Genomic DNA, 19453 nt, shown 5'->3' with positions numbered 1-19453 from the left:
GCGACCAGCCCCGCCAGCGTGGCGGGGCCCGACTCCAGTGCGCTGAGCACCAGAGCGGCCTTGTCGAGAACGCCGACGCCGCTAGTGTTGTCCATACCATGATATTGCAGTCTCAGTTAGCGAGACGCAAGTCCGTTTCGGTGGTCGCCATCCTCCCAGATGGCCGCAAAGCGGCTTTACCGGGACTCGGTGTCTCACATAGCGGACGCGCCGGAGGATGCCCCGCGGCGCGGAAACCGGGGGAGCCGAGGGAAACCGAATCGTCGGGAGAAACGAAAAAGCCCCTGCCGTGTCTCTGTCGGACACGGCAGGGGCCGTAAGAAGAATTCGGCGGCGTCCTACTCTCCCACAGGGTCCCCCCTGCAGTACCATCGGCGCTGAAAGGCTTAGCTTCCGGGTTCGGAATGGAGCCGGGCGTTTCCCTCTCGCTATGACCACCGAAATGATCGGGCCGGGCAATTGCTCGAAAACATTGCCTTCGCCTCGCCGTAAATCATAGCAGGAGGAAAAGCGGAGGGATTCCGCGGCCTCAGAAGCCGACGGCCTCGCGCAGCAGCAGGACGGTCCCCGGGGTGAGCCGGGCCGGGGCGTTGAGCACGAGGAGCTGGTTCACGGCGCTCGGTTGGCCGTACGCGGCCCGGGCGCGGTCGGATTCCAGCGGGAGGACGTGGTGCTCCAGGCGCCGCAGGGCGGCGGGGAGGTCCGGGACGACCTTCTGGGCCCCGACGACCCAGATCGCCCGGCCGGCGCCGCCGACGTAGGCGGGCAGCTGGCTGCCCGTGGCCGAGGCGACGACCAGGGAGCCGGTCTCGGTGACGGCGGCGACGCTGCCGAGCGCCACGTCCGGGGTGGCGGTCATCGTGCGGATGCCGTCGGCCTCGGTGGCCCGGTCCATGGCCAGTGCGAGGGGTTTCACGGCCCGGTAGCGGTCGCCGGTGTTGACGTCCTCCTCGATGCCGGAGAGCCGGAGGGTCTCGCTGGCCCCGGTGAAGACGGTGGCGCCGGCCGGGACCAGCTCCGCGACCCGGGTGCGGGCGGCGGCGGCGTCGTCCAGGATCTCGACGGTGAAGCCGTTCGCCGTCAGTGCGGCGGCCACCCGCTCCAGGCGGTCGACGGCCGTCGGGTCCGAGGCCGTGTGCGAGGCCGGGCCGGTGGCGTGCGGCGCCGCGCCGGTCAGCGGGGTGGTGTCCAGGTAGCGGATCTCGTAGACCCGCTCGGTGAACCGCCAGCCGTCCGCCGTGCGCCGGTAACGGTCGTGGTAGATGGCGTAGTTGAGCCCCTGTATGCCGTTCTTGAGGCGGACGACCTCGTGCATGTGCGCACGGCCGGTCGCGGTGTCGCCGTCGATCCGGATCGCGCCCGGGTGGGTGTTCTGGACGAAGAAGTCCCACTGTTCCTGGAGCTTCTCGCCGCCGGCGCGGATCTGCTCCAGGCCGATCAGTTCGACCGGGACGTCGGGCATCCGCAGCACGCCGTCCGGGGTGAACAGCTCGGCGAGGCGGGTGCGGTCGCGCATCATCGCCGCGTCGGTGAACTCGGCCTGCAGGGCCGCGATCTCGACGCGGTCGGCGATCGCCTGGAAGTCGTTCATCGGGTTCTCCGTTCCGTGTGACCAGTGCGACGAGTACGACCGCGCAGCCGCTCGGAATGTGAGGTGACGGGGAGGGTGTCACATTCCGGGCCGCCGGCCTGTCTTGGGAGGAGAGGAGAACCGTCGAGTCGAAGGGGTGGGGACACGGTGCGGGAAGCAGAGGGCGACACCACGGCCGAGCCGGGCCTGGGCGCGATCATGAGCGAGCGGCGCCGGCTGATCAACCTGGCGTACCGGATGCTCGGTTCGCTGGCCGACGCCGAGGACGTGGTGCAGGAGACCTACGCCCGCTGGTACGCGCTGCCCCGGCGGGAGCGGGAGGCGATCGTCTCGCCCGGCGGCTGGCTGACCACGGTGGCCAGCCGGATCTGCCTCAACCTGCTCGGCTCGGCCCGGGTGCGGCGGGAGCGCTACGTGGGCGAGTGGATCCCCGAGCCGCTGCCCGCGAGCCGGGAGTGGACGGACGCCGCGGCCGACCTGGCGGCGGACCCGGCCGACCGGATCACCCTGGACGAGTCGGTGAGCATGGCCTTCCTGGTGGTCCTGGAGGCCATGACGCCGGCCGAACGCGTCGCCTTCGTCCTCCACGACGTCTTCCGCTACCCCTTCGCCGAAGTGGCCGCGATCGTCGGCCGCACCCCGGCCGCCTGCCGTCAGCTGGCCACCTCCGCCCGCCGCCGGATCCGGGCCGCGCAGGCCCCGGCGACGCCGACGAGCGCGCAGGCCGGCGTCGTCCGGGAGTTCAGGCGGGCCTGGGAGGCGAAGGACCTCAGGTCGCTGATGGGCGTCCTGGACCCCGAGGCCACCGTGATCGCCGACGGCGGCGGTCTGGTCGGCGCGCTGCTGCACCCGCTGACCGGGCGCGAGCGGATCGCCGCCGCCTACCTGGACTCCGACCGTTTCGCGCCCGGCATCACGCTGCTGGAGTGCAGCGTCAACGGTCTTCCCGGTCTGGTCGCCCGGCAGGACGGCGTGACCGTCACCGTGTTCGCGTTCCGGATCGCCGAGGGCCTGATCACCCACATCTGGGCGGTGCGCAACCCGGAGAAGCTCCGGCCCTGGACGGAGGGCCGGCCGAGTGGGGGCGACGCGCGGAAGTGAGGCGCGTCACGCCGGGTGCGCGCCCCATCCGTCGTGTCCACGCCCGTGCGCACACCACCGAACCCACCCCTGTGCGCCGATCGCCCAAAAACCGACCGATAAGGTGTTAATCCAACATTCATCCATGCCGCATAGCCTCCGGGGGCTAGCCTCATGCTGAACGTCATCGTCCGACCGGGAGGCGAAAGCCCCGTGCAAGGCACTGTCACCACACCAGGCGGCTCCACGGTGGCCGGGGGCCAGGGCGAAGCGTTCCTGCTCGTCGTGGACGACGAACCCAACATCCGCGAGCTGCTCTCCGCCTCGCTGCGCTTCTCCGGCTTCCGCGTCGCCTCCGCCGCCAGCGGCACCGAGGCGCTCGAACTGGTCGCCGCCGAGCGCCCGGACCTGGTCGTCCTCGACGTGATGCTCCCCGACCTCGACGGTTTCACCGTCGTCGAGAAGCTGCGCGAGCGCACCAGCCGCGGACAGATAGCCGGCCCGGCCCACGGGCACCCCGGCGACCACCTGCCGGTGCTCTTCCTCACCGCCAAGGACGGCGTCGGCGACAAGGTGCAGGGCCTGGCCGCCGGTGCGGACGACTACGTCACCAAGCCGTTCAGCCTGGAGGAGCTGATCGCCCGGATCCGCGCCATCCTGCGCCGGGCCGGCGGACCGGCCGAGGACGGCCGGCTGGTCGTCGCCGACCTCAGCCTCGACCCGGTCGCCCACGAGGTCACCCGGGGCGGGGCCACGGTCTCGCTCTCCCCGACCGAGTTCAAGCTGCTGCACTACCTGATGGCCAACGTCGGCCGGGTGGTCTCCAAGTCGCAGATCCTCGACCACGTCTGGGCCTACGACTTCGGCGGGGACCTCTCCATCGTCGAGTCGTACATCTCCTACCTGCGCCGCAAGCTCGACTCCGGCCCGGCGCACGGCCCCAAGCTGATCCACACCGTGCGCGGCATCGGCTACGTCATGCGCCGCCCCCCGCAGGGCTGACCGGACCCGCTCGTGTTCGCCCGCTTCTCCTCCCGGCTGTCGCTGCGCGCCCGGCTGCTGGTGCTCGCGCTGGCCCTGGTCACCACCGGGCTCGCGATCAGCGACACCTTCGTGCTCGGCACCGTACGGACCCAGCTGGTGGAGCAGCTCGACGAGCAGCTCCAGCGGTACGGGCCGCCGCTCTCCCGCAAGCCCCCGGGCCAGCTGACCGCGCCGGCCGCCGGCCGGCCCGCCGTCGCCGGCCGGCGGGTCAGCCTGCCCAGCCAGTACCTGGTGCAGTACCTCTCCTCGGACGGCAAGGTCCAGGCGGTGATGCGCCAGCCCGTCTCGGACAGCGATCCGGCGCCCCAGCTGGCCGGACTGGACCCGACCCGGACCGCCCCCGACGTCCCCTTCGACCTGCCCGACCAGCGCGGCCACCACAGGTGGCGGGTACTGGTGCTGCCGCTCCAGACCCCCCGCGGGCAGGCCCCCAACCCCAGCGCGTACGCCTCGCCGACGATCACCCCGACCCACGTCATGGTGGCGGTCTCCCGCGAGGACATCGACGCCACCCTCGGCAAGCTGAACACCTCCTTCCTGGCCATCGGCGGCGGCGTCCTGGTGCTGATCGCCGCGCTCGGCTTCTTCGCGGTACGGGCCGGACTGCGGCCGCTGCGCCGGATCGAGGAGGGCGCCGAGCGGATCGCGGCCGGCGAGCTGTCGCACCGGATGCCGGAGCTCTCCCCGGGCACCGAGGTCGGCCGGCTGTCGATCGCGCTCAACGGGATGCTCACCCAGATCGAGGCGGCCTTCGCGGCCCGCGCCGAGTCCGAGGCCCGGATGCGGCGCTTCGTCGCCGACGCCTCGCACGAGCTGCGCACCCCGCTGGCCGGCATCCGCGGCTTCGCCGAGCTGTACCGGATGGGCGCGCTGCCCACCGACGCCGACGTCAAGCGGACCATGACCCGGATCGAGAGCGAGGCCGACCGGATGGGCGCCCTGGTCGAGGACCTGCTGGTGCTCGCCCGGCTGGACGAGGAGCGCCCGCTCGACCTCGCCCCGATGGACCTGCGCACCCTCGCCGCCGACGCGCTGCACGACCTCACCGCCCTCGACCCCAGCCGCCCGGTCGCGCTCACCGGCCCGTCCGGCACCGGCGCGCCCGGTGCCGCGCCCGTCATCGGTGACGAGGCGCGGCTGCGGCAGGTGGTCACCAACCTGGTCGGCAACGCGGTCAAGCACACCCCGCCCGGCACCCCGGTCCGGATCGGGGTGGGCGCGGGCCCCGGCGGCATCTGCCTGCTGGAGGTCGCCGACTCCGGCCCGGGCCTCACCGAGGAGCAGGCCCAGCGGGTCTTCGACCGCTTCTTCCGGGTCGACCCCTCCCGCAGCCGCGACAACGGCGGCGGCGCCGGCCTCGGCCTCGCCATCGCGACCGCCCTCACCCGCGCCCACGGCGGCACCCTCACCCTGCACACCGCCCCGGGCGAGGGCGCCGCCTTCCGGGTCGAACTGCCCCGCCAGCGCTGACCGGAATTCCTGTCGGTCCCGGCCGAATGCCCGGAATCCGGGCATTCGGGGCGCGGGTCCCATCGAATTTGTCGACTCGTCAATTCTCCGGCGAACCAGGAAGACGCGGCGCTCGATCATTGCCGGAATCCGGCATGGAGCGTTAAGAAAGCGTCTGTCTATGATCGTCGCTGCCCGGCCGTCGGAATCCCTCCCGGCCGAGGCTTTTGCTTTCCTTTAGGCCCGAAAGGGGTCATCGTGAAACTCCGCCGTTCGCTGGTTTCGGCCGCCCTCGTCGCCGCCGTCGTCTCGCCCGCCGTGCTTTCCGCCGCTCCCGCCTTCGCGGAGTCGGCTCCGGCGGCCCAGACCCGGAGCGGCAACGGCTCGATCGCCGAACTGGAGCGGGCCGCCGCCGACGCCGCCAAGGCCTACACGGCGGCCGTCGCCAACGAGGCCAAGGTGCGGGCCGAGGCCTCCGCCTTCCTCGACAACCCGCAGCCCTACCTGGGCAAGTACCAGGAGGCCAAGGCCGCCGCGGCGAAGGCCGCCGCCGCCAAGGACGCCGCCAACAGGGAGGCCGCGGAGGCCTCCCGGGCGTACGGCTCCGCCACGGAGGAGGACCTGCCCAAGGCCAGGGAGCGGATGCTCAAGGCGGTCGACGCCGCCAACGCCGCCATCGCCGCGCACGAGAAGGCCAAGGCCGACGTGACGGCCGCGGGGAACGCCCTGGACGACGCCCGGGTCGAGGCGTTCCGCCGGATCCACACGGCGGATCAGGCCACCAAGGCCGCGGCCGCCGCCAAGGCCGCCGCGGACAAGGCCCTCGCCGACGCCAGGGCGGCCGCCGAGAAGCCGGTCGAGCAGCCCGTCGAGGAGCCGGCGGAGCAGCCCGCAGCCGTCACCCCGGTCTCGGACACCACCACGAACAAGTCGACCACCGCGACCAGGACCACCACCACGACCAAGTCGACCAGCGCGACCACCACCCAGGCCACCACCGGCTCGGCCACCGAACTCGCCGAGACCGGCTCCAACCCGGCCACCCCGTACCTCGCCCTGGGCTCCGGCCTCGCCATCAGCCTCGGTGCCGCCGCCCTCTACGTCTCCCGCCGCAAGCCGGCCACCCGCTCCACCTCCTGACCCACCCCCGTTCGCGCCCACTCGGGAGGAGGGCGCGACCACCCCGGAACCGCAGGACAGGCCCCGGCCCGTCCTGCGGTTCCGGCGTTTCCAGGCCCCGAACTCCCCGATCGAGTGAACCAACCGCCATTCACCTGATTGGCCCCTCGGTCGTGTGCGACTGTCCAGCCGTTGCTTGTGCGGACTCGCGCGGGCTGATCACACTGGACGGGAAATGGGGTGTTCCCATGAGCGCGCTCGTTGCCGAGAGGGCCGTCGCCGAGAAGGCCATCGCCGAGAGGACCGTCGCCGTGAACCTGGACCAGTTGTTGTGGCAGGCGTGGAAGTCCATGGACGTGCCCGAGGGCTTCCGAGCGGAGATCATCGAGGGGACGATCACGTTGTCACCCACCGGCGGAACTCGCCACTTCACTGTCAACAGGCGGCTGGGGCGGGCCCTGCACGACTACCTGAGTGGCAGCGGCTACGGGCCGGCACAGGATGGCAACATCGTTGCCGATCTCAAGGTGTTCATTCCGGACGTCTTCGTGGCACCCGACGACACCGACGAGATCGAACATCCCGAAGGCGTGGGGTTGTTGGCCTCCGGTGTGCCGCTGGTCGTCGAGACCGTCTCGCCCGGTTCCGAGGCCCGCAAGCGAGACCACGTCATCAAGCGTCGCGCCTACGCGGCCGCCGGTATCCCGGTGTACGTGATCATCGACGACCACGACGACGGTGGTGCCGTGACCGTCCTCACGGAGCCCGATCCCAAGCGCAGCGAGTACGCCTCGTCGACCCGGGTCCCCTACGGCAAGGAGGCCGTGATCCCCGAGGGCCCCGTCAAGGGCTTCGTGATCGGCCCCGACATCACTGGGGAGCGCTGTGTCTGACCAGGGTGTTTCGTTCAAGCGGGACCTGTCCGAGTGGCGGATCGCCCTGGTGGCCTGGCGGCTGCTGGTGCTCCAGGCGGCGGACCCGGTGGTGGGGGCCGGGATGGCGGAGCACTCGACGTACCGGGCGCATCCGTGGCGGCGGGTCGAGCACACGCTGGGGAGCGGGCGGCGGCTGTTCTACCAGGACGCGGAGACGCTGCGGCGGGAGGTCGCACGGCTGAACCGGTCGCACAAGCGGATCCGCGGGACGACGGCGGACGGGCAGCCGTACGACGCGCGGGACGCGGCGACCAGGGTGTGGGTGCTGCTGACGCTGTTCGAGTGCGTCGTGACCATGCGGCGCCTCGGCGGGGACGGCTACGACGCCGGGCAACTGGAGCTGGTGTACGCGGAGTTCAAGGAGGCGATCGCCGCCTTCGACCTCCCCGAGGAGGAACTCCCCGCTACGGCAGCCGAGTTGCCCGCGTACTTCGCCCGGTACGCCCGCGAGAGGCTGGAGTTCACCGAGGCGGCGCGCTACCTGCTGGGCGATCTGCTGCGCGAGGCGCCCCGGCCGCGCCGGCTCTGGTTCCTCGGGGACGCCGGATGGCGGATCGCCCGGGTGCTGGTCGCCCGGGTGATCCGCGACCTGACGGTGGCGGACCTGCCGCCCGCCGTACGGGAGCGGTTCGGGCTGGTCCGCACCCGCCGGGCCGCGCTGCTGTCCGCCGTGCTGCACCGGGGCGCGGGCGCCCTCGTCCCGCGGCTCCCGGACCGGCTGCGCTACCGCTCCCCGGAGGAGCACCGTCCGCCACGCCTCCCCCGCCAGGGCCGGGACGCGCGCGGGCCCCGGCTGGACCGCTTCTTCCGTGAGGTGCTGGACCAGACCGGCGACGGCTTCGTCACCGTGCACGACCTGCGGGCGATGGCGCACAACGTGTGCTGGCAGCTGGAGCTGGACGAGGCCGGCGAGGCCCGGGTGTACGAGGCCTTCGACAGCTGGTGGGAGCAGCTGCGCGCGGTGATGGACGCCGACGGGGACGGGAGGGTCAGCCGGGAGGAGTTCGTGGCGGCGACCCTGGCCGGCTGCGACCGGGACGAGGCCTACCTGGAGCGGGGGCTGCTGCCCGCGCTGCGGGCGGTGTTCACCGCGGCCGACACCGACGGCAGCGGCTTCCTGGAGTTCGACGAGTACCGCGCGGTGTTCGGCGGGCCGCGCGTGCACCCCGCCGAGCTGTCGCACGGTTTCCGCCAGTTGGACGCCGACGGGGACGGCCGGATCACCCGGGAGGAGTTCCTCGCGGGCTTCGGCGAGTTCTTCACGGCCCGCGCCGACTCCACCCCGGGCACCGAGCTCCTCGGCCGGGCCTGACGGCCGCGCCTGACAGTCGGGCCTGACGGTTTCCGGTGCCCCGGTCAAGCGGCCGGGGCACCTGTCAAGCACCGCTTCGGCCAAGATCCGCATCCGGTCCGCCCACTCGTTCGTTGTCCCGGCGCCCGGCGGCTCCGCAGACTGTGTGCAGCGTCACGCGCTGCCGTGCCGTGTCAACCCCACCCCGCCTGCGATTCCTTCGTAAGGATGATGGATACTGCTTCTTGTGAACGTGTTCACGTTCACAAGCGGACAAGCTTGCGTGGTTGAGCAACGGTCTACGGCTTTAGAGAAGTTTGTCCGGAAGATGCCCGTCATCCTGCGGGCAGGTTGGGAGAGAGAGCGACGTGGAACTGGCAATCGCTCACGAGACCATCGCCCGATGGCAATTCGGCATCACGACCGTCTACCACTTCCTCTTCGTTCCGCTCACGATCAGCCTGGCCGCCATCGTGGCCGGGCTGGAGACCGCCTGGGTGCGGACGAACAAGGAGAAGTACTTCCACGCGACCAAGTTCTGGGGAAAGCTCTTCCTCATCAACATCGCGATGGGCGTCGTCACCGGCATCGTCCAGGAGTTCCAGTTCGGCATGAACTGGTCCGACTACTCACGCTTCGTCGGTGACGTCTTCGGCGCCCCGCTCGCGATGGAGGCGCTGATCGCCTTCTTCTTCGAGTCCACCTTCATCGGCCTGTGGATCTTCGGCTGGGACAAGCTGCCGAAGAAGCTGCACGCCGCCTGCATGTGGATGGTCGCGCTGGGCACCGTGCTCTCCGCCTACTTCATCCTGGCGGCCAACAGCTGGATGCAGCACCCGGTCGGCTACACGATCGACCCGGTCACCGGGAAGGCGCAGCTCACCGACATCGCCAAGGTGCTGTTCCAGAACACCACCCTCACCGTCGTCTTCCACACCCTGACCGCCGCCTTCCTCACCGGCGCCGCGTTCATGGTCGGCATCTCCTCCTTCCACCTCTGGAAGGCCAAGCGCAAGCCCGAGACCGCCGACCCCAAGAAGACCGCCGTGATGCGCACCTCGCTGCGGCTCGGCCTGGTGCTCGCGGTGGTCTTCGGCGCCGGCACCGCGCTCAGCGGCGACACCCTCGGCAAGGTCATGTTCGAGCAGCAGCCGATGAAGATGGCCGCCGCCGAGGCACTGTGGGACACCCAGTCGCCGGCGCCGTTCTCGATCTTCGCGGTCGGCGACGTCAGCAAGGGCCACAACTCGGTCGCCCTGGAGGTCCCCGGGGTGCTGTCCTTCCTCGCCCACAGCGACTTCAGCTCCACCGTCCCCGGCATCAACGACACCGCCGCCGCCGAGGCCGCCCAGCACGGCGGAGACCCCAAGGACTACATCCCGAGCGTCTTCGTCACCTACTGGGGCTTCCGCTTCATGATCGGCTTCGGGATGACCTCCTTCGTGGCCGGCCTGATCGGCCTCTGGACCACCCGCAGGAAGCTCTTCCTGCGCCCCGAGTTCCGCACCGGCGCCACCGAGGTGCCCCGGCTGATGCTCACGCCGAAGCGCGAGCTGGGCCCGGTGCTCACCAAGTGGAGCTGGCGGATCGGCATCCTGACCATGGGCTTCCCGCTGATCGCCAACAGCTTCGGCTGGATCTTCACCGAGATGGGCCGCCAGCCCTGGGCCGTCTTCGGCCTGATGACCACGGCCAGCGCCGTCTCCCCCAACGTCAGCGTCGGCACCCAGATCGGTGCCCTGGTCACCTTCACCCTGCTCTACGCCGTCCTCGCCGTCGTCGAGGTCCGGCTGCTGGTCAAGTACGCGAAGGCCGGCCCGGTGGTGACCGAGCAGCCCCCGGCCAAGGACCCGTCCCTGCGCGGACCGTCCTCGGACGAGGACGCCGACAAGCCGCTCGCCTTCGCGTACTGAGCCACCAGGACCACTGGGGAACTGAGGATCTGACATGCAACTCCACGACGTCTGGTTCGTGCTGATCGCGGTCCTGTGGATCGGCTACTTCTTCCTGGAGGGCTTCGACTTCGGGATCGGCATCCTCTCCAAGCCGCTCGCCCGCAACACCGCCGAGCGCCGGGTGCTGATCAACACCATCGGCCCGGTCTGGGACGGCAACGAGGTCTGGCTGCTGACCGCCGGCGGCGCCACCTTCGCCGCCTTCCCGGACTGGTACGCGACGCTCTTCAGCGGCTTCTACATCCCGCTGCTGATCATCCTGGTCTGCCTGATCATCCGCGGCGTGGCCTTCGAGTACCGGGCCAAGCGCGACGGCGTCCGCTGGCAGCGCAACTGGGAGGAGGCCATCTTCTGGACCTCGCTGCTCCCGGCCTTCCTGTGGGGCGTGGCCTTCGCCAACATCGTGCGCGGCGTCGACATCGACGCGCACAAGAACTACGTCGGCACCTTCTGGGACCTGCTCAACCCGTACGCGCTGCTCGGCGGCCTGGTGACGCTCACCCTGTTCACCTTCCACGGTGCGGTGTTCGCGGCGCTCAAGACGGTCGGGGAGATCCGCGAGCGGGCCCGCAAGGCCGCCCTGCAGGCCGGGCTGGCGACCGCCGTGCTGGCGCTGGTCTTCCTGATCTGGACCCAGGCCGACAGCGGCAACGGCCGCAGCCTGGTCGCGCTGGTCATCGCCGTGCTGGCCCTGCTCGGCGCCCTCGCGGCCAACCAGGTCGGCCGCGAGGGCTGGGCGTTCGTCCTCTCCGGGGCGACCATCGTGGCCGCGGTCGCGATGCTCTTCCTGTCGCTCTTCCCGAACGTCATGCCGTCCACCCTGAACGCCGCCTGGAGCCTGACCGTCAGCAACGCGTCCTCCGCCTCGTACACGCTCCGGCTGATGACCATCGTGGCGGCCGTGTTCACCCCGCTGGTGCTGCTCTACCAGGGCTGGACCTACTGGGTGTTCCGCAAGCGGATCGGGGTCCAGCACATCCCCGGCCACGCCCCGGCCGCCGAGCTCGAGCAGGTCTGACGCCGTGAAGCCGGTCGACCCCCGACTCCTCGGGTACGCCCGCACCACCAGGGCCTTCCTCGCCGGATCCGTGCTGCTCGGCGCGGTCGGCGCGGCCCTGGTGGTCGCCCAGGCGAGTCTGATCGCCGAGATCGTCGTCCGCGCCTTCCAGCGCGGGGCGACGCTCGGCGAGCTGACCACGCCGCTGCTGCTGCTCGCCCTGACGGCGGTCGGGCGCGGGCTGGTCGGCTGGCTCACCGAACTCACCGCGCACCGGTCCGTCGCCCGGGTGAAGTCCACCCTGCGGCGCCGGCTGCTCGACCACGCCACCGCGCTCGGCCCGTCCTACCTGGCGGGCCGGCGCACCGGCGAACTCACCACCCTCGCCACCCGCGGCATCGACGCGCTGGACGACTACTTCGCCCGCTACCTGCCGCAGTTGGCGCTGGCCGTGGTCGTCCCGGTGATCGTGCTGCTGCGGATCGTCGGCGCCGACTTCACCTCGGCCGCGATCATCGCCGGGACGCTGCCGCTGATCCCGCTGTTCATGGTGCTGATCGGGATGGCCACCCAGTCCCGGATGGACCGGCAGTGGAACACCCTCGCCCGGCTCTCCCACCACTTCCTCGACGTGGTCGCCGGGCTGCCCACCCTCAAGGTGTTCAACCGGGCCCGCACCCAGGCCGCCACCATCGCCCGGATCACCGCCGACTACCGCCGGGCCACCCTGCGCACCCTGCGGATCGCCTTCGTCTCCTCCTTCACCCTGGAACTGCTCTCCACCCTGTCCGTCGCGCTGGTCGCCGTCACCGTCGGGTTCCGGCTGGTGGACGGCACGCTCGGCCTGGAGACCGGCCTGCTGATCCTGGTGCTCGCCCCCGAGGTGTACTTCCCGATCCGCCAGGTCGGCGCGCTCTACCACTCCAGCGTCGAGGGGCTGACCGCCGCCGACGAGCTGTTCCGGGTGCTGGAGACCCCGCTGCCCGCCGCCGGCACCACCCCGGCGCCGGAACTCGCGGGCGCCGTGATCGCCGCCGAGGGCCTGGTCGTCCGGCACCCCGGGCGCACCGAGCCCGCGCTGGACGGCGCCGGGCTGACCCTGCGCCCGGGCTCCAGCACGGCGCTCACCGGCCCGAGCGGCGCCGGCAAGTCCACCCTGCTGGCGGTGCTGCTCGGCCTCACCGCCCCGGAGTCCGGCACCGTCCGGATCACCGCCGCCGACGGCCGCACCCACGACCTGGCCGAGCTGGACCCGGAGAGCTGGAGGCGACAGATCGCCTGGGTGCCGCAGCACCCGCACCTGTTCGCCGGGACGGTCGCCGAGAACCTGCGGCTCTACCGGCCGGAGGCCACCGACGAGCAGCTGTGGACGGCGCTGCGGGCCGCGCACGCGCTCGACTTCGTGACCGACCTGACGGCCGTCCTGGGGGAGGACGGCGCCGGGCTCTCCGCCGGGCAGCGCCAGCGCCTCGCCCTCGCCCGGGTGCTGCTCGCCGACGACCGGCCGCTGGTGCTGCTGGACGAGCCGACCGCCAACCTGGACGGCGCCTCCGAGGCGGCCGTGGTGGACGCCGTCCGGACGCTCGCCGCGGACCCGGCACGCACCGTGCTGGTGGTCGCGCACCGGCCGGCCCTGCTGGCCGTCGCGGACCAGCGGGTACGGCTGGCGGGGACCCCGTCCGTGCCCGCCGAGCCGGTCGCCCCGCTCGCCCACAGCGGCCGCCCCACCCCCGCCCCGGCCGTGGCCGAGGAGCCCGGGCCCGAGGCCGGCACCACCCCCCGGCTGGCGCTCTCGATCCTGCTCGGCGCGCTCGCCCTCGGCTGCGCCGTCGCCCTGATGGCCACCTCCGGCTACCTGATCTCCCGGGCCTCCGAGATGCCGCCGGTGCTCTACCTGATGATGGCCGTCACCTCGGTGCGGGCCTTCGGCATCGGCCGCAGCGTCTTCCGCTACGCGGAGCGGCTGGTCTCGCACGACGCGGTGCTGCGCACCCTCGGCACCCTGCGGGCCGCCGTCTACCGGCGGCTGAGCGCGCTCGCCCCGGCCGGACTGCCCGCCTTCCGGCGCGGCGACCTGCTCTCCCGGCTGGTCGCCGACGTGGACGCGATCCAGGACCACTACCTGCGCTGGCGGCTGCCGGCCGCGGTGGCCGGCCTGGTCGCCCTGGCCTCGACGGTGGCGATGGCCGTCTTCCTGCCCGCCGCCGGGCTGGTGCTCGGCCTCGGGCTGCTGCTCGCCGGCGTGCTGGTGCCCGCCCTGGCCGTCCGCTGGTCGGCCGGTGCCGAGCGGCGCCAGGCCCCGGCGCGCGGGCGCCTGGCCACCGCCGTGGTGGACTCCTTCACCGGCACCGCCGAGCTCACCGTGGCCGGCGCGCTGCCCGGCCGGCTGGCCGCCGTCCGCACCGCCGACGCCGCGCTGACCCGGCTGGCCGCCCGCTCGGCCGCCACCACGGCGCTCGGCACCGGGCTGATCGCGCTGCTCACCGGCCTGACCGTGGCCGCCGCGGCCGCCGTCGGCGTCCAGGGGGTGCGGGACGGGGCACTGGCGCCGGTCTGCCTGGCCGTGGTGGTGCTGACCCCGCTGGCCGCCTTCGAGGCCGTCACCGGGATGCCGCTCGCCGTCCAGGCCCGCCAGCGCAGCCGCGCCGCACAGGCCCGGCTGGACGAGGTGCTGAACGCCCCGGAGCCCGTCACCGAGCCTGCCGAACCGCTGGCGCTGCCCGAGCAGCCGCTGCCCGTCGCGGTGCGCGGGCTGACCGTGCGGCACCCCGGGCAGACGGTGGACGCGCTCGCCGGCGTGGACCTCGACCTCGCCGCCGGCCGCCGGATCGCCGTGGTCGGTCCGTCCGGCTCCGGCAAGACCACCCTCGCCCAGGCGCTGCTGCGCTTCCTGGAGCCGAGCGCCGGGACGGTGACGTTCGCCGACGGCCGTCCGCAGGCCGTGGACAGCCGCGCGCTGGCGGGCGAGTCCGTCCGCCGGGTGATCGGGCTCTGCGCCCAGGACGCCCACGTCTTCGACAGCTCGCTGCGGGAGAACCTGCGGCTGGCCCGGCCGGGAGCGCAGGAGGACGAGCTGCGCGCCGCGCTGGCCGCCGCCCGGCTGCTGGAGTGGACCGAGAGCCTGCCGGACGGCCTGGACACCATGGTCGGCGAGCACGGCGCCCGGCTCTCCGGCGGCCAGCGCCAGCGCCTCGCGCTCGCCCGGGCGCTGCTCGCGGACTTCCCCGTGCTGGTCCTGGACGAGCCCGCCGAGCACCTCGACCTGCCCACCGCCGACGCCCTGACGGCCGACCTGCTGGCCGCCACCGAGGGCCGCACCACCGTGCTGATCACCCACCGGCTGGCCGGGCTGGACGACGCCACGGTGGACGAGGTGCTGGTGCTGGACGGCGGACGGGTGGCCGAGCGGGGCCGCTGGTCGGAGCTGGTGGCCGACCCGGACGGGCGGCTGCACGCGATGTGGCAGCGGGAGCGGGAGGCGGACGGGCTGCTGGAGCCGGTGGGCCGCTGATCACGCGCCGCCGGTCGCGCCAGCCTTCGGCTGAAAAGCGTACAAACGTAGGCTTTCTCCATGGACCCCACGCCGGACCTCCCCGAGGCCACGCCCGAGCCGACACCCCATCGGGTGCCCGAGATCGCCTCGCTCGGGCTGGACACCCTGGTCACCGAGGTCGCCGAGCGCCTGCAGTCGGCCGCCGCGGTCACCGACCGGATGCAGCGGCTGCTGGAGGCGGTGGTCTCGATCGGGGCCGGGCTGGACCTGCACGCCACCCTGCACCGGATCGCCGTGGGCGCGGCCGAACTGGTCGACGCCCGGTACGCGGCGCTCGGCGTGATCGCCCCCGGCGGCACCGGCCTGGCCGACTTCATCCACGTCGGGGTCGACGACGAGACCGCCGCCGCGATCGGCGAACTGCCCGCCGGCCGGGGCATCCTCGGCGCGCTCATCGACCGCCCCGAACCGCTGCGGCTGACCGACCTCGGCGCCGACCCGCGCTCCTCCGGGTTCCCGCCGGACCACCCGCAGATGAGGACCTTCCTGGGCGTGCCGATCCGGATCCGCGCGGAGGTGTTCGGCAACCTCTACCTCACCGAGAAGAAGGGCGGCGGCGCCTTCACCCCCGAGGACGAACAGGTGGTGCACGCGCTCGCCGCGGCGGCCGGCGTGGCCATCGAGAACTCGCGGCTGTACGAGGAGGGCCGGCGCCGCGAACGCTGGATCGCCGGTGCCGCCGCCGTCGCCACCGCCCTGCTCTCCGCCGAGCAGGCCGAGGCCGCGCTGACCGTCGCGGCCGAACAGGTACGGGAGTTGGCGGACGCCGCGATCGGCATGATCCTGCTGCCGACCGGCCCGGAGGGCGAGGGCGACGGTCAGATGCGGGTCGCGCACGCCTCCGGCGAGCTGGCCGAGTTCGTCCGCGGCGAGCTGTTGCCCAGGGAGAGCTTCGCGGCCCGACTGCTCGCGGGGGAGAGCGTCTACCTGGACGACATGTCCAGCGACCCGACCGTGGTGATGCGGCTCGCCCGCCGTTTCGGCCCGTCCATGGCCGTGCCGATGGTCGCCGCCGGGCGGGTGCTCGGCGGGCTCTGCGTCTGGCGCCCGCGCGGAGCGCTGCCGTTCACCGACAGCGAGAAGCAGCTCGCCCAGACCTTCGCCTCGCAGGCCGCGCTCGCCCTGCGGCTCGCCGAGGGCCAGCGCGACCAGCAGCGCCTGGCCGTCTTCCAGGACCGCGACCGGATCGCCCGGGACCTCCACGACCTGGTGATCCAGCGGCTGTTCGCCACCGGGATGATGCTGGAGAGCGCCGCCCGGCGGGCGATCGTCCCCGAGGTGAGGACCGGCATCGGCAAGGCGGTGGACGAGCTGGACGCCACCATCCAGGAGGTCCGCACCACCATCTACGCCCTCCAGCACGACAACCACGGCGACGCGCCGGACACCCTGCGCACCCGGGTGCTGCGGGAGGCCAGCCAGGCCGCGGCCGCGCTCGGCTTCAAGCCCTCGGTGAGCTTCGTCGGGCCGGTGGAGAGCATGGTCGGCGAGAAGACCGGCCGTCAACTGCTGGCCGCCCTGCGCGAGATGCTCTCCAACACGGCCCGGCACGCGCGCGCCTCCCGGGTCGGCGTGGAGATCGACGCGACCACCCACCTGGGCGAGGACGGCCGCCCGGTGGGCGGCGACCCGGAGTCGCTGGACCAGGGTGGGCGGCCCGGCGTGCTGCTCACCGTGACCGACGACGGGGTGGGCATCCCGGAGGGCGGCCGGCGCAGCGGCCTGCTCAACCTCACCCGGCGCGCCGAGGCGCTCGGCGGCGACGCCTGGCACGAGAGCGGGCCGTACCGGAAGGGGACGATGGTGCGCTGGACGGCCCGGCTCTGAGCGTTCCCGGTCGATTCCAGGTTGGTTCCGGATCGGTTTTCGATCGGTCCCCGATCAGGGAAGCGTGAAAGTTAAACGAGAGAGAACTTCCCGACCAACAGCGCAAGTTGTGAACGTTCTGGGCTTTCCGGACCTCCGTGTGCACACATAGCTTTGCTCCGCTCGGAGGGGAATCCGGAGGGCAACCGGACGGAGGGGGCAGTGAACGCTGCCGGCCGCGGTCACACCGCAGCAGGGGCAAGTCGAGGGGGGTTCCGCGCCGAACGGGCGGCGGACGGGCGCTACCGCTGGCAACTGAAGGCGCCCAACGGACGGGTGGTCGCGATCACCCAGGCCGCGTTCGAGACGGCCGGCGAGGCCGAGCGGGGCTTCGACGGCCTGCGTGCCGTGGCGGCCGAGCTCACCGCGCGGATCACCCACGTGCGGGAGGGCATCGGCTGGATCTGGGTCGTCCCGGGCTCGCGCGGTCTCCCCGAGGTGCGCTCCAGCCGCGCGTACGAGCGGTACGCGACCTGCCAGAACGCCTTCCGCCGGTTCGTGGTGCTGCTCTCCAAGCAGCCGACGCGCGAACTCCCGGAGCCCGCAGTGCCGTTGAGACGCGGCGATGGCCGCTGAGCGGCGCGGTCCGCGGCTGCTGATCGTGCCGGCGGCCGACCGCTGCCTCGGCTGGGCGCTGCGGGCCGCCAACGGGCGGCCGCTCGGGGTCGGTGTGCGGACCTACCGGAGTGAGGACGAACTTGCCGAGTCGGTCCGGGAGTTGCTGATCGAACGGGCCGCGCTGCGGTGTTCGGTCGGGCAGTCCGAAGGGCGGCAGTGGGTCTGGGCCGCCTACCTGCCGGTGCGCAGCACCCGGCCGGGGGCGGCCGACGCCGTTCCGGTCGCCCGCAGCGCGCGGGGGTACCTGCGGCGGGACCAGTGCCAGGCGGGGGTCGAGGGGTTCCTGGCCGGACTGCAGTGGGTGGGGCAGGAGTGGCGGCGGTCCGGGCGGGACGGCCGCCGGCCGCTGTAGGCAACCGCGGCCGCCGACCGCTGCGGGGAACCGAATCGATGACGGTCAGTCGGTGACGGGCCGTCGTGTCGTCATGTCCGGACGCGGCGCCTCCGCCGGATCTCCGTTCGTGCAGTCCCGGTGAAGGAGAGGTTTCCGGCAACACCCCGAGCAGCCTCCTGGAGAAGAACGTCGACCGGGCTCGGAGGCCCGGTAGTGCCCCTGTCACGTGCACGCTGACCAGTACCTAAACCTCGCTGAACCGATGAGTCGACATTCCCCGGCCGGACTCGACCTCTCTTCCGGCACAACCTCCCCGCCGGACAGGATCGGCACTGCCGGCGAGGCCGCAGCGGACGCGGCCTCCGGCCCCGAACTCCCCACCGGAGTACGGGTCCACGCGATGTACGTCTCTCCCCCGGAGGAAGAGGAACATGCGTAAGACCGCTGCCAAGCTGCTCACCGTCGCCGCGCTGGCGACCTCCGTCGCCACCGTCGCCGGCGGCACCGCCGTGGCCGACCCGGCCGCCGGTGTCACCCCGCGCGCCATCGACATCGTGGGTGTCGGCTCCGACACCACGCAGTCGATCCTGAACCAGCTGTCGGTCGACTACAACGCCTCGCTGACCGACCCGAACGCCCCCCGTCTGTACAGCTGGGACGCGACCGGCACCTCGCCGATCACCACCAAGACCGGCGCCACCTCGATCGACCGCCCGAACGGCTCCGGCGCCGGCGTCAAGGCCCTGGCGGTCAACACCTCCGCCACGGTCGACTTCGCCCGCTCCTCGCGCGGCCCGGCGGCCACCGACGCCCACGGCCTCGACTTCGTCGCGCTCGCCAAGGACGCGGTGACCTGGTCCGCCCAGCTGAACGGCAACGCCCCGGCGGCGCTGTCCGCGGCGCAGCTCAAGGCCATCTACCAGTGCGACCCGGCCGCCCGTACCTGGAACCAGATCGACCCGACCAAGCCGGCCACCAACATCCTGCCCTTCCTGCCGCAGGCCAACTCCGGCACCCGCGCGTTCTTCCTGAGCGCGATCGGCAACCCGACCCTGGGCACCTGCGTGCAGGACGGTCCGGAGGAGAACGAGGGCACCGACGGCCGCCTGGGCGACCCGAACGTGATCTTCCCCTACTCCGTCGCCAAGTACCTCGGCCAGACGGTCGGCGGTCACGGCACCGTGACCGACGCCCCGGGCAACCTGACCCTGCGCAGCGTCGTCCTCGGCGCCAACCCGGTCGCCCCGGTGGCGAACGGCGTCATCAACGCCGCCTTCGCCAACTCCCCCTTCGGCCGCGTGGTCTACAACGCCGTCCGGGACACCGAGTGGACCGCCACCGACGCCCACGGCACCGCGCTGCGCGCGATCTTCGGCCCCACCGGCTGGATCTGCACCAACGCGACCGCCAAGGCCGACCTCAAGAGCTACGGCTTCCTGGTCACCCCGGCCTGCGGCTCCTTCGTCCAGAGCTGAACCACCCCGCACCACCCGGCGGGCCCCGGGCGCGCGCCCCGGGGCGCCCGGGGGGCCAGCCGGGTTTACCCCCCCCCAAAACGATAAATCAACCCAAGTGTTGTGCAGTTGCCGAACTTACGCCCCGCAGCGGGGCGGGCGCCGCG

At 72.5% G+C, this 19453-nt stretch carries 14 protein-coding genes, 1 rRNA gene and 1 pseudogene; 13 read left to right on the top strand and 3 right to left on the bottom strand.

Features of this window, described 5'->3' with window-relative positions:
* The 3 genes and pseudogenes from ACIRRH_RS38980 to ACIRRH_RS38970 form a co-directional block, all read right to left on the bottom strand.
* A pseudogene (locus ACIRRH_RS38980) lies at positions 1–95 on the bottom strand (IclR family transcriptional regulator); the annotation flags it as partial.
* Positions 96–325: 230 nt separating this feature from the next.
* Positions 326–442: ribosomal RNA gene (gene rrf / locus ACIRRH_RS38975) — 5S ribosomal RNA — on the bottom strand.
* A gap of 87 nt (positions 443–529) precedes the next feature.
* Positions 530–1591 carry a nuclear transport factor 2 family protein gene (locus ACIRRH_RS38970; protein ID WP_403077289.1) on the bottom strand — a complete coding sequence of 354 codons (1062 nt, stop codon included), beginning with the start codon at positions 1589–1591 and terminating at the stop codon, positions 530–532.
* 198 nt (positions 1592–1789) lie between these two features.
* Here ACIRRH_RS38970 and sigJ point away from each other — a divergent pair, with 198 nt between their 5' ends.
* From sigJ to ACIRRH_RS38905, 13 genes are all read left to right on the top strand, one after another.
* On the top strand, positions 1790–2692 hold the full coding sequence (sigJ, locus tag ACIRRH_RS38965) for an RNA polymerase sigma factor SigJ (protein ID WP_403077290.1): 903 nt from the start codon (positions 1790–1792) through the stop codon (positions 2690–2692).
* 192 nt (positions 2693–2884) lie between these two features.
* Positions 2885–3673, top strand: a complete 789-nt coding sequence (locus ACIRRH_RS38960; protein ID WP_403077286.1) for a response regulator transcription factor — start codon at positions 2885–2887, stop codon at positions 3671–3673.
* 12 nt (positions 3674–3685) lie between these two features.
* The gene (locus ACIRRH_RS38955; RefSeq protein ID WP_403077284.1) at positions 3686–5185 is read left to right on the top strand and encodes a sensor histidine kinase; all 1500 of its coding nucleotides are present in this window, start codon (positions 3686–3688) and stop codon (positions 5183–5185) included.
* A 237-nt stretch (positions 5186–5422) separates the two neighbouring features.
* Positions 5423–6304: an LAETG motif-containing sortase-dependent surface protein gene (locus ACIRRH_RS38950; RefSeq protein ID WP_403077281.1), complete on the top strand. Its 882-nt coding sequence runs from the start codon at positions 5423–5425 to the stop codon at positions 6302–6304.
* A 290-nt stretch (positions 6305–6594) separates the two neighbouring features.
* Positions 6595–7176 (top strand): Uma2 family endonuclease, encoded by a 582-nt coding sequence (locus ACIRRH_RS38945; RefSeq protein WP_403077279.1) that lies wholly within the window; start codon positions 6595–6597, stop codon positions 7174–7176.
* Positions 7169–8530, top strand: a complete 1362-nt coding sequence (locus ACIRRH_RS38940) for an oxygenase MpaB family protein (RefSeq protein WP_403077276.1) — start codon at positions 7169–7171, stop codon at positions 8528–8530. The genes ACIRRH_RS38945 and ACIRRH_RS38940 overlap by 8 nt, the downstream gene beginning before the upstream one ends.
* A 347-nt stretch (positions 8531–8877) precedes the next feature.
* Positions 8878–10422, top strand: a complete 1545-nt coding sequence (locus tag ACIRRH_RS38935) for a cytochrome ubiquinol oxidase subunit I (protein ID WP_403077274.1) — start codon at positions 8878–8880, stop codon at positions 10420–10422.
* Between the two features lie 34 nt (positions 10423–10456).
* Positions 10457–11482: a cytochrome d ubiquinol oxidase subunit II gene (cydB, locus tag ACIRRH_RS38930; RefSeq protein ID WP_403077272.1), complete on the top strand. Its 1026-nt coding sequence runs from the start codon at positions 10457–10459 to the stop codon at positions 11480–11482.
* A gap of 4 nt (positions 11483–11486) precedes the next feature.
* The gene (gene cydD / locus ACIRRH_RS38925) at positions 11487–14972 is read left to right on the top strand and encodes a thiol reductant ABC exporter subunit CydD (protein ID WP_403077270.1); all 3486 of its coding nucleotides are present in this window, start codon (positions 11487–11489) and stop codon (positions 14970–14972) included.
* A 60-nt stretch (positions 14973–15032) separates the two neighbouring features.
* The gene (locus ACIRRH_RS38920; protein ID WP_403077267.1) at positions 15033–16841 is read left to right on the top strand and encodes a GAF domain-containing sensor histidine kinase; all 1809 of its coding nucleotides are present in this window, start codon (positions 15033–15035) and stop codon (positions 16839–16841) included.
* 201 nt (positions 16842–17042) lie between these two features.
* Positions 17043–17456, top strand: coding sequence for a DUF1508 domain-containing protein (locus ACIRRH_RS38915; protein WP_403077265.1), 414 nt, complete (start codon positions 17043–17045; stop codon positions 17454–17456).
* Complete coding sequence (locus tag ACIRRH_RS38910) at positions 17446–17850, top strand: hypothetical protein (RefSeq protein ID WP_403077264.1); 405 nt, start codon at positions 17446–17448, stop codon at positions 17848–17850. Before ACIRRH_RS38915 ends, ACIRRH_RS38910 begins: the two co-directional genes overlap by 11 nt.
* A 413-nt stretch (positions 17851–18263) precedes the next feature.
* Entirely contained in the window at positions 18264–19307 is a 1044-nt protein-coding gene (locus ACIRRH_RS38905) for a substrate-binding domain-containing protein (protein WP_403077262.1), read from the top strand.
* Positions 19308–19453 lie beyond the last annotated feature (146 nt).

The sequence above is a fragment of the Kitasatospora sp. NPDC101235 genome (genome assembly GCF_044767505.1).
In the GTDB taxonomy this organism is placed as follows: Bacteria; Actinomycetota; Actinomycetes; order Streptomycetales; family Streptomycetaceae; genus Kitasatospora.
This window is presented reverse-complemented; position numbering and strand designations above follow the sequence as displayed.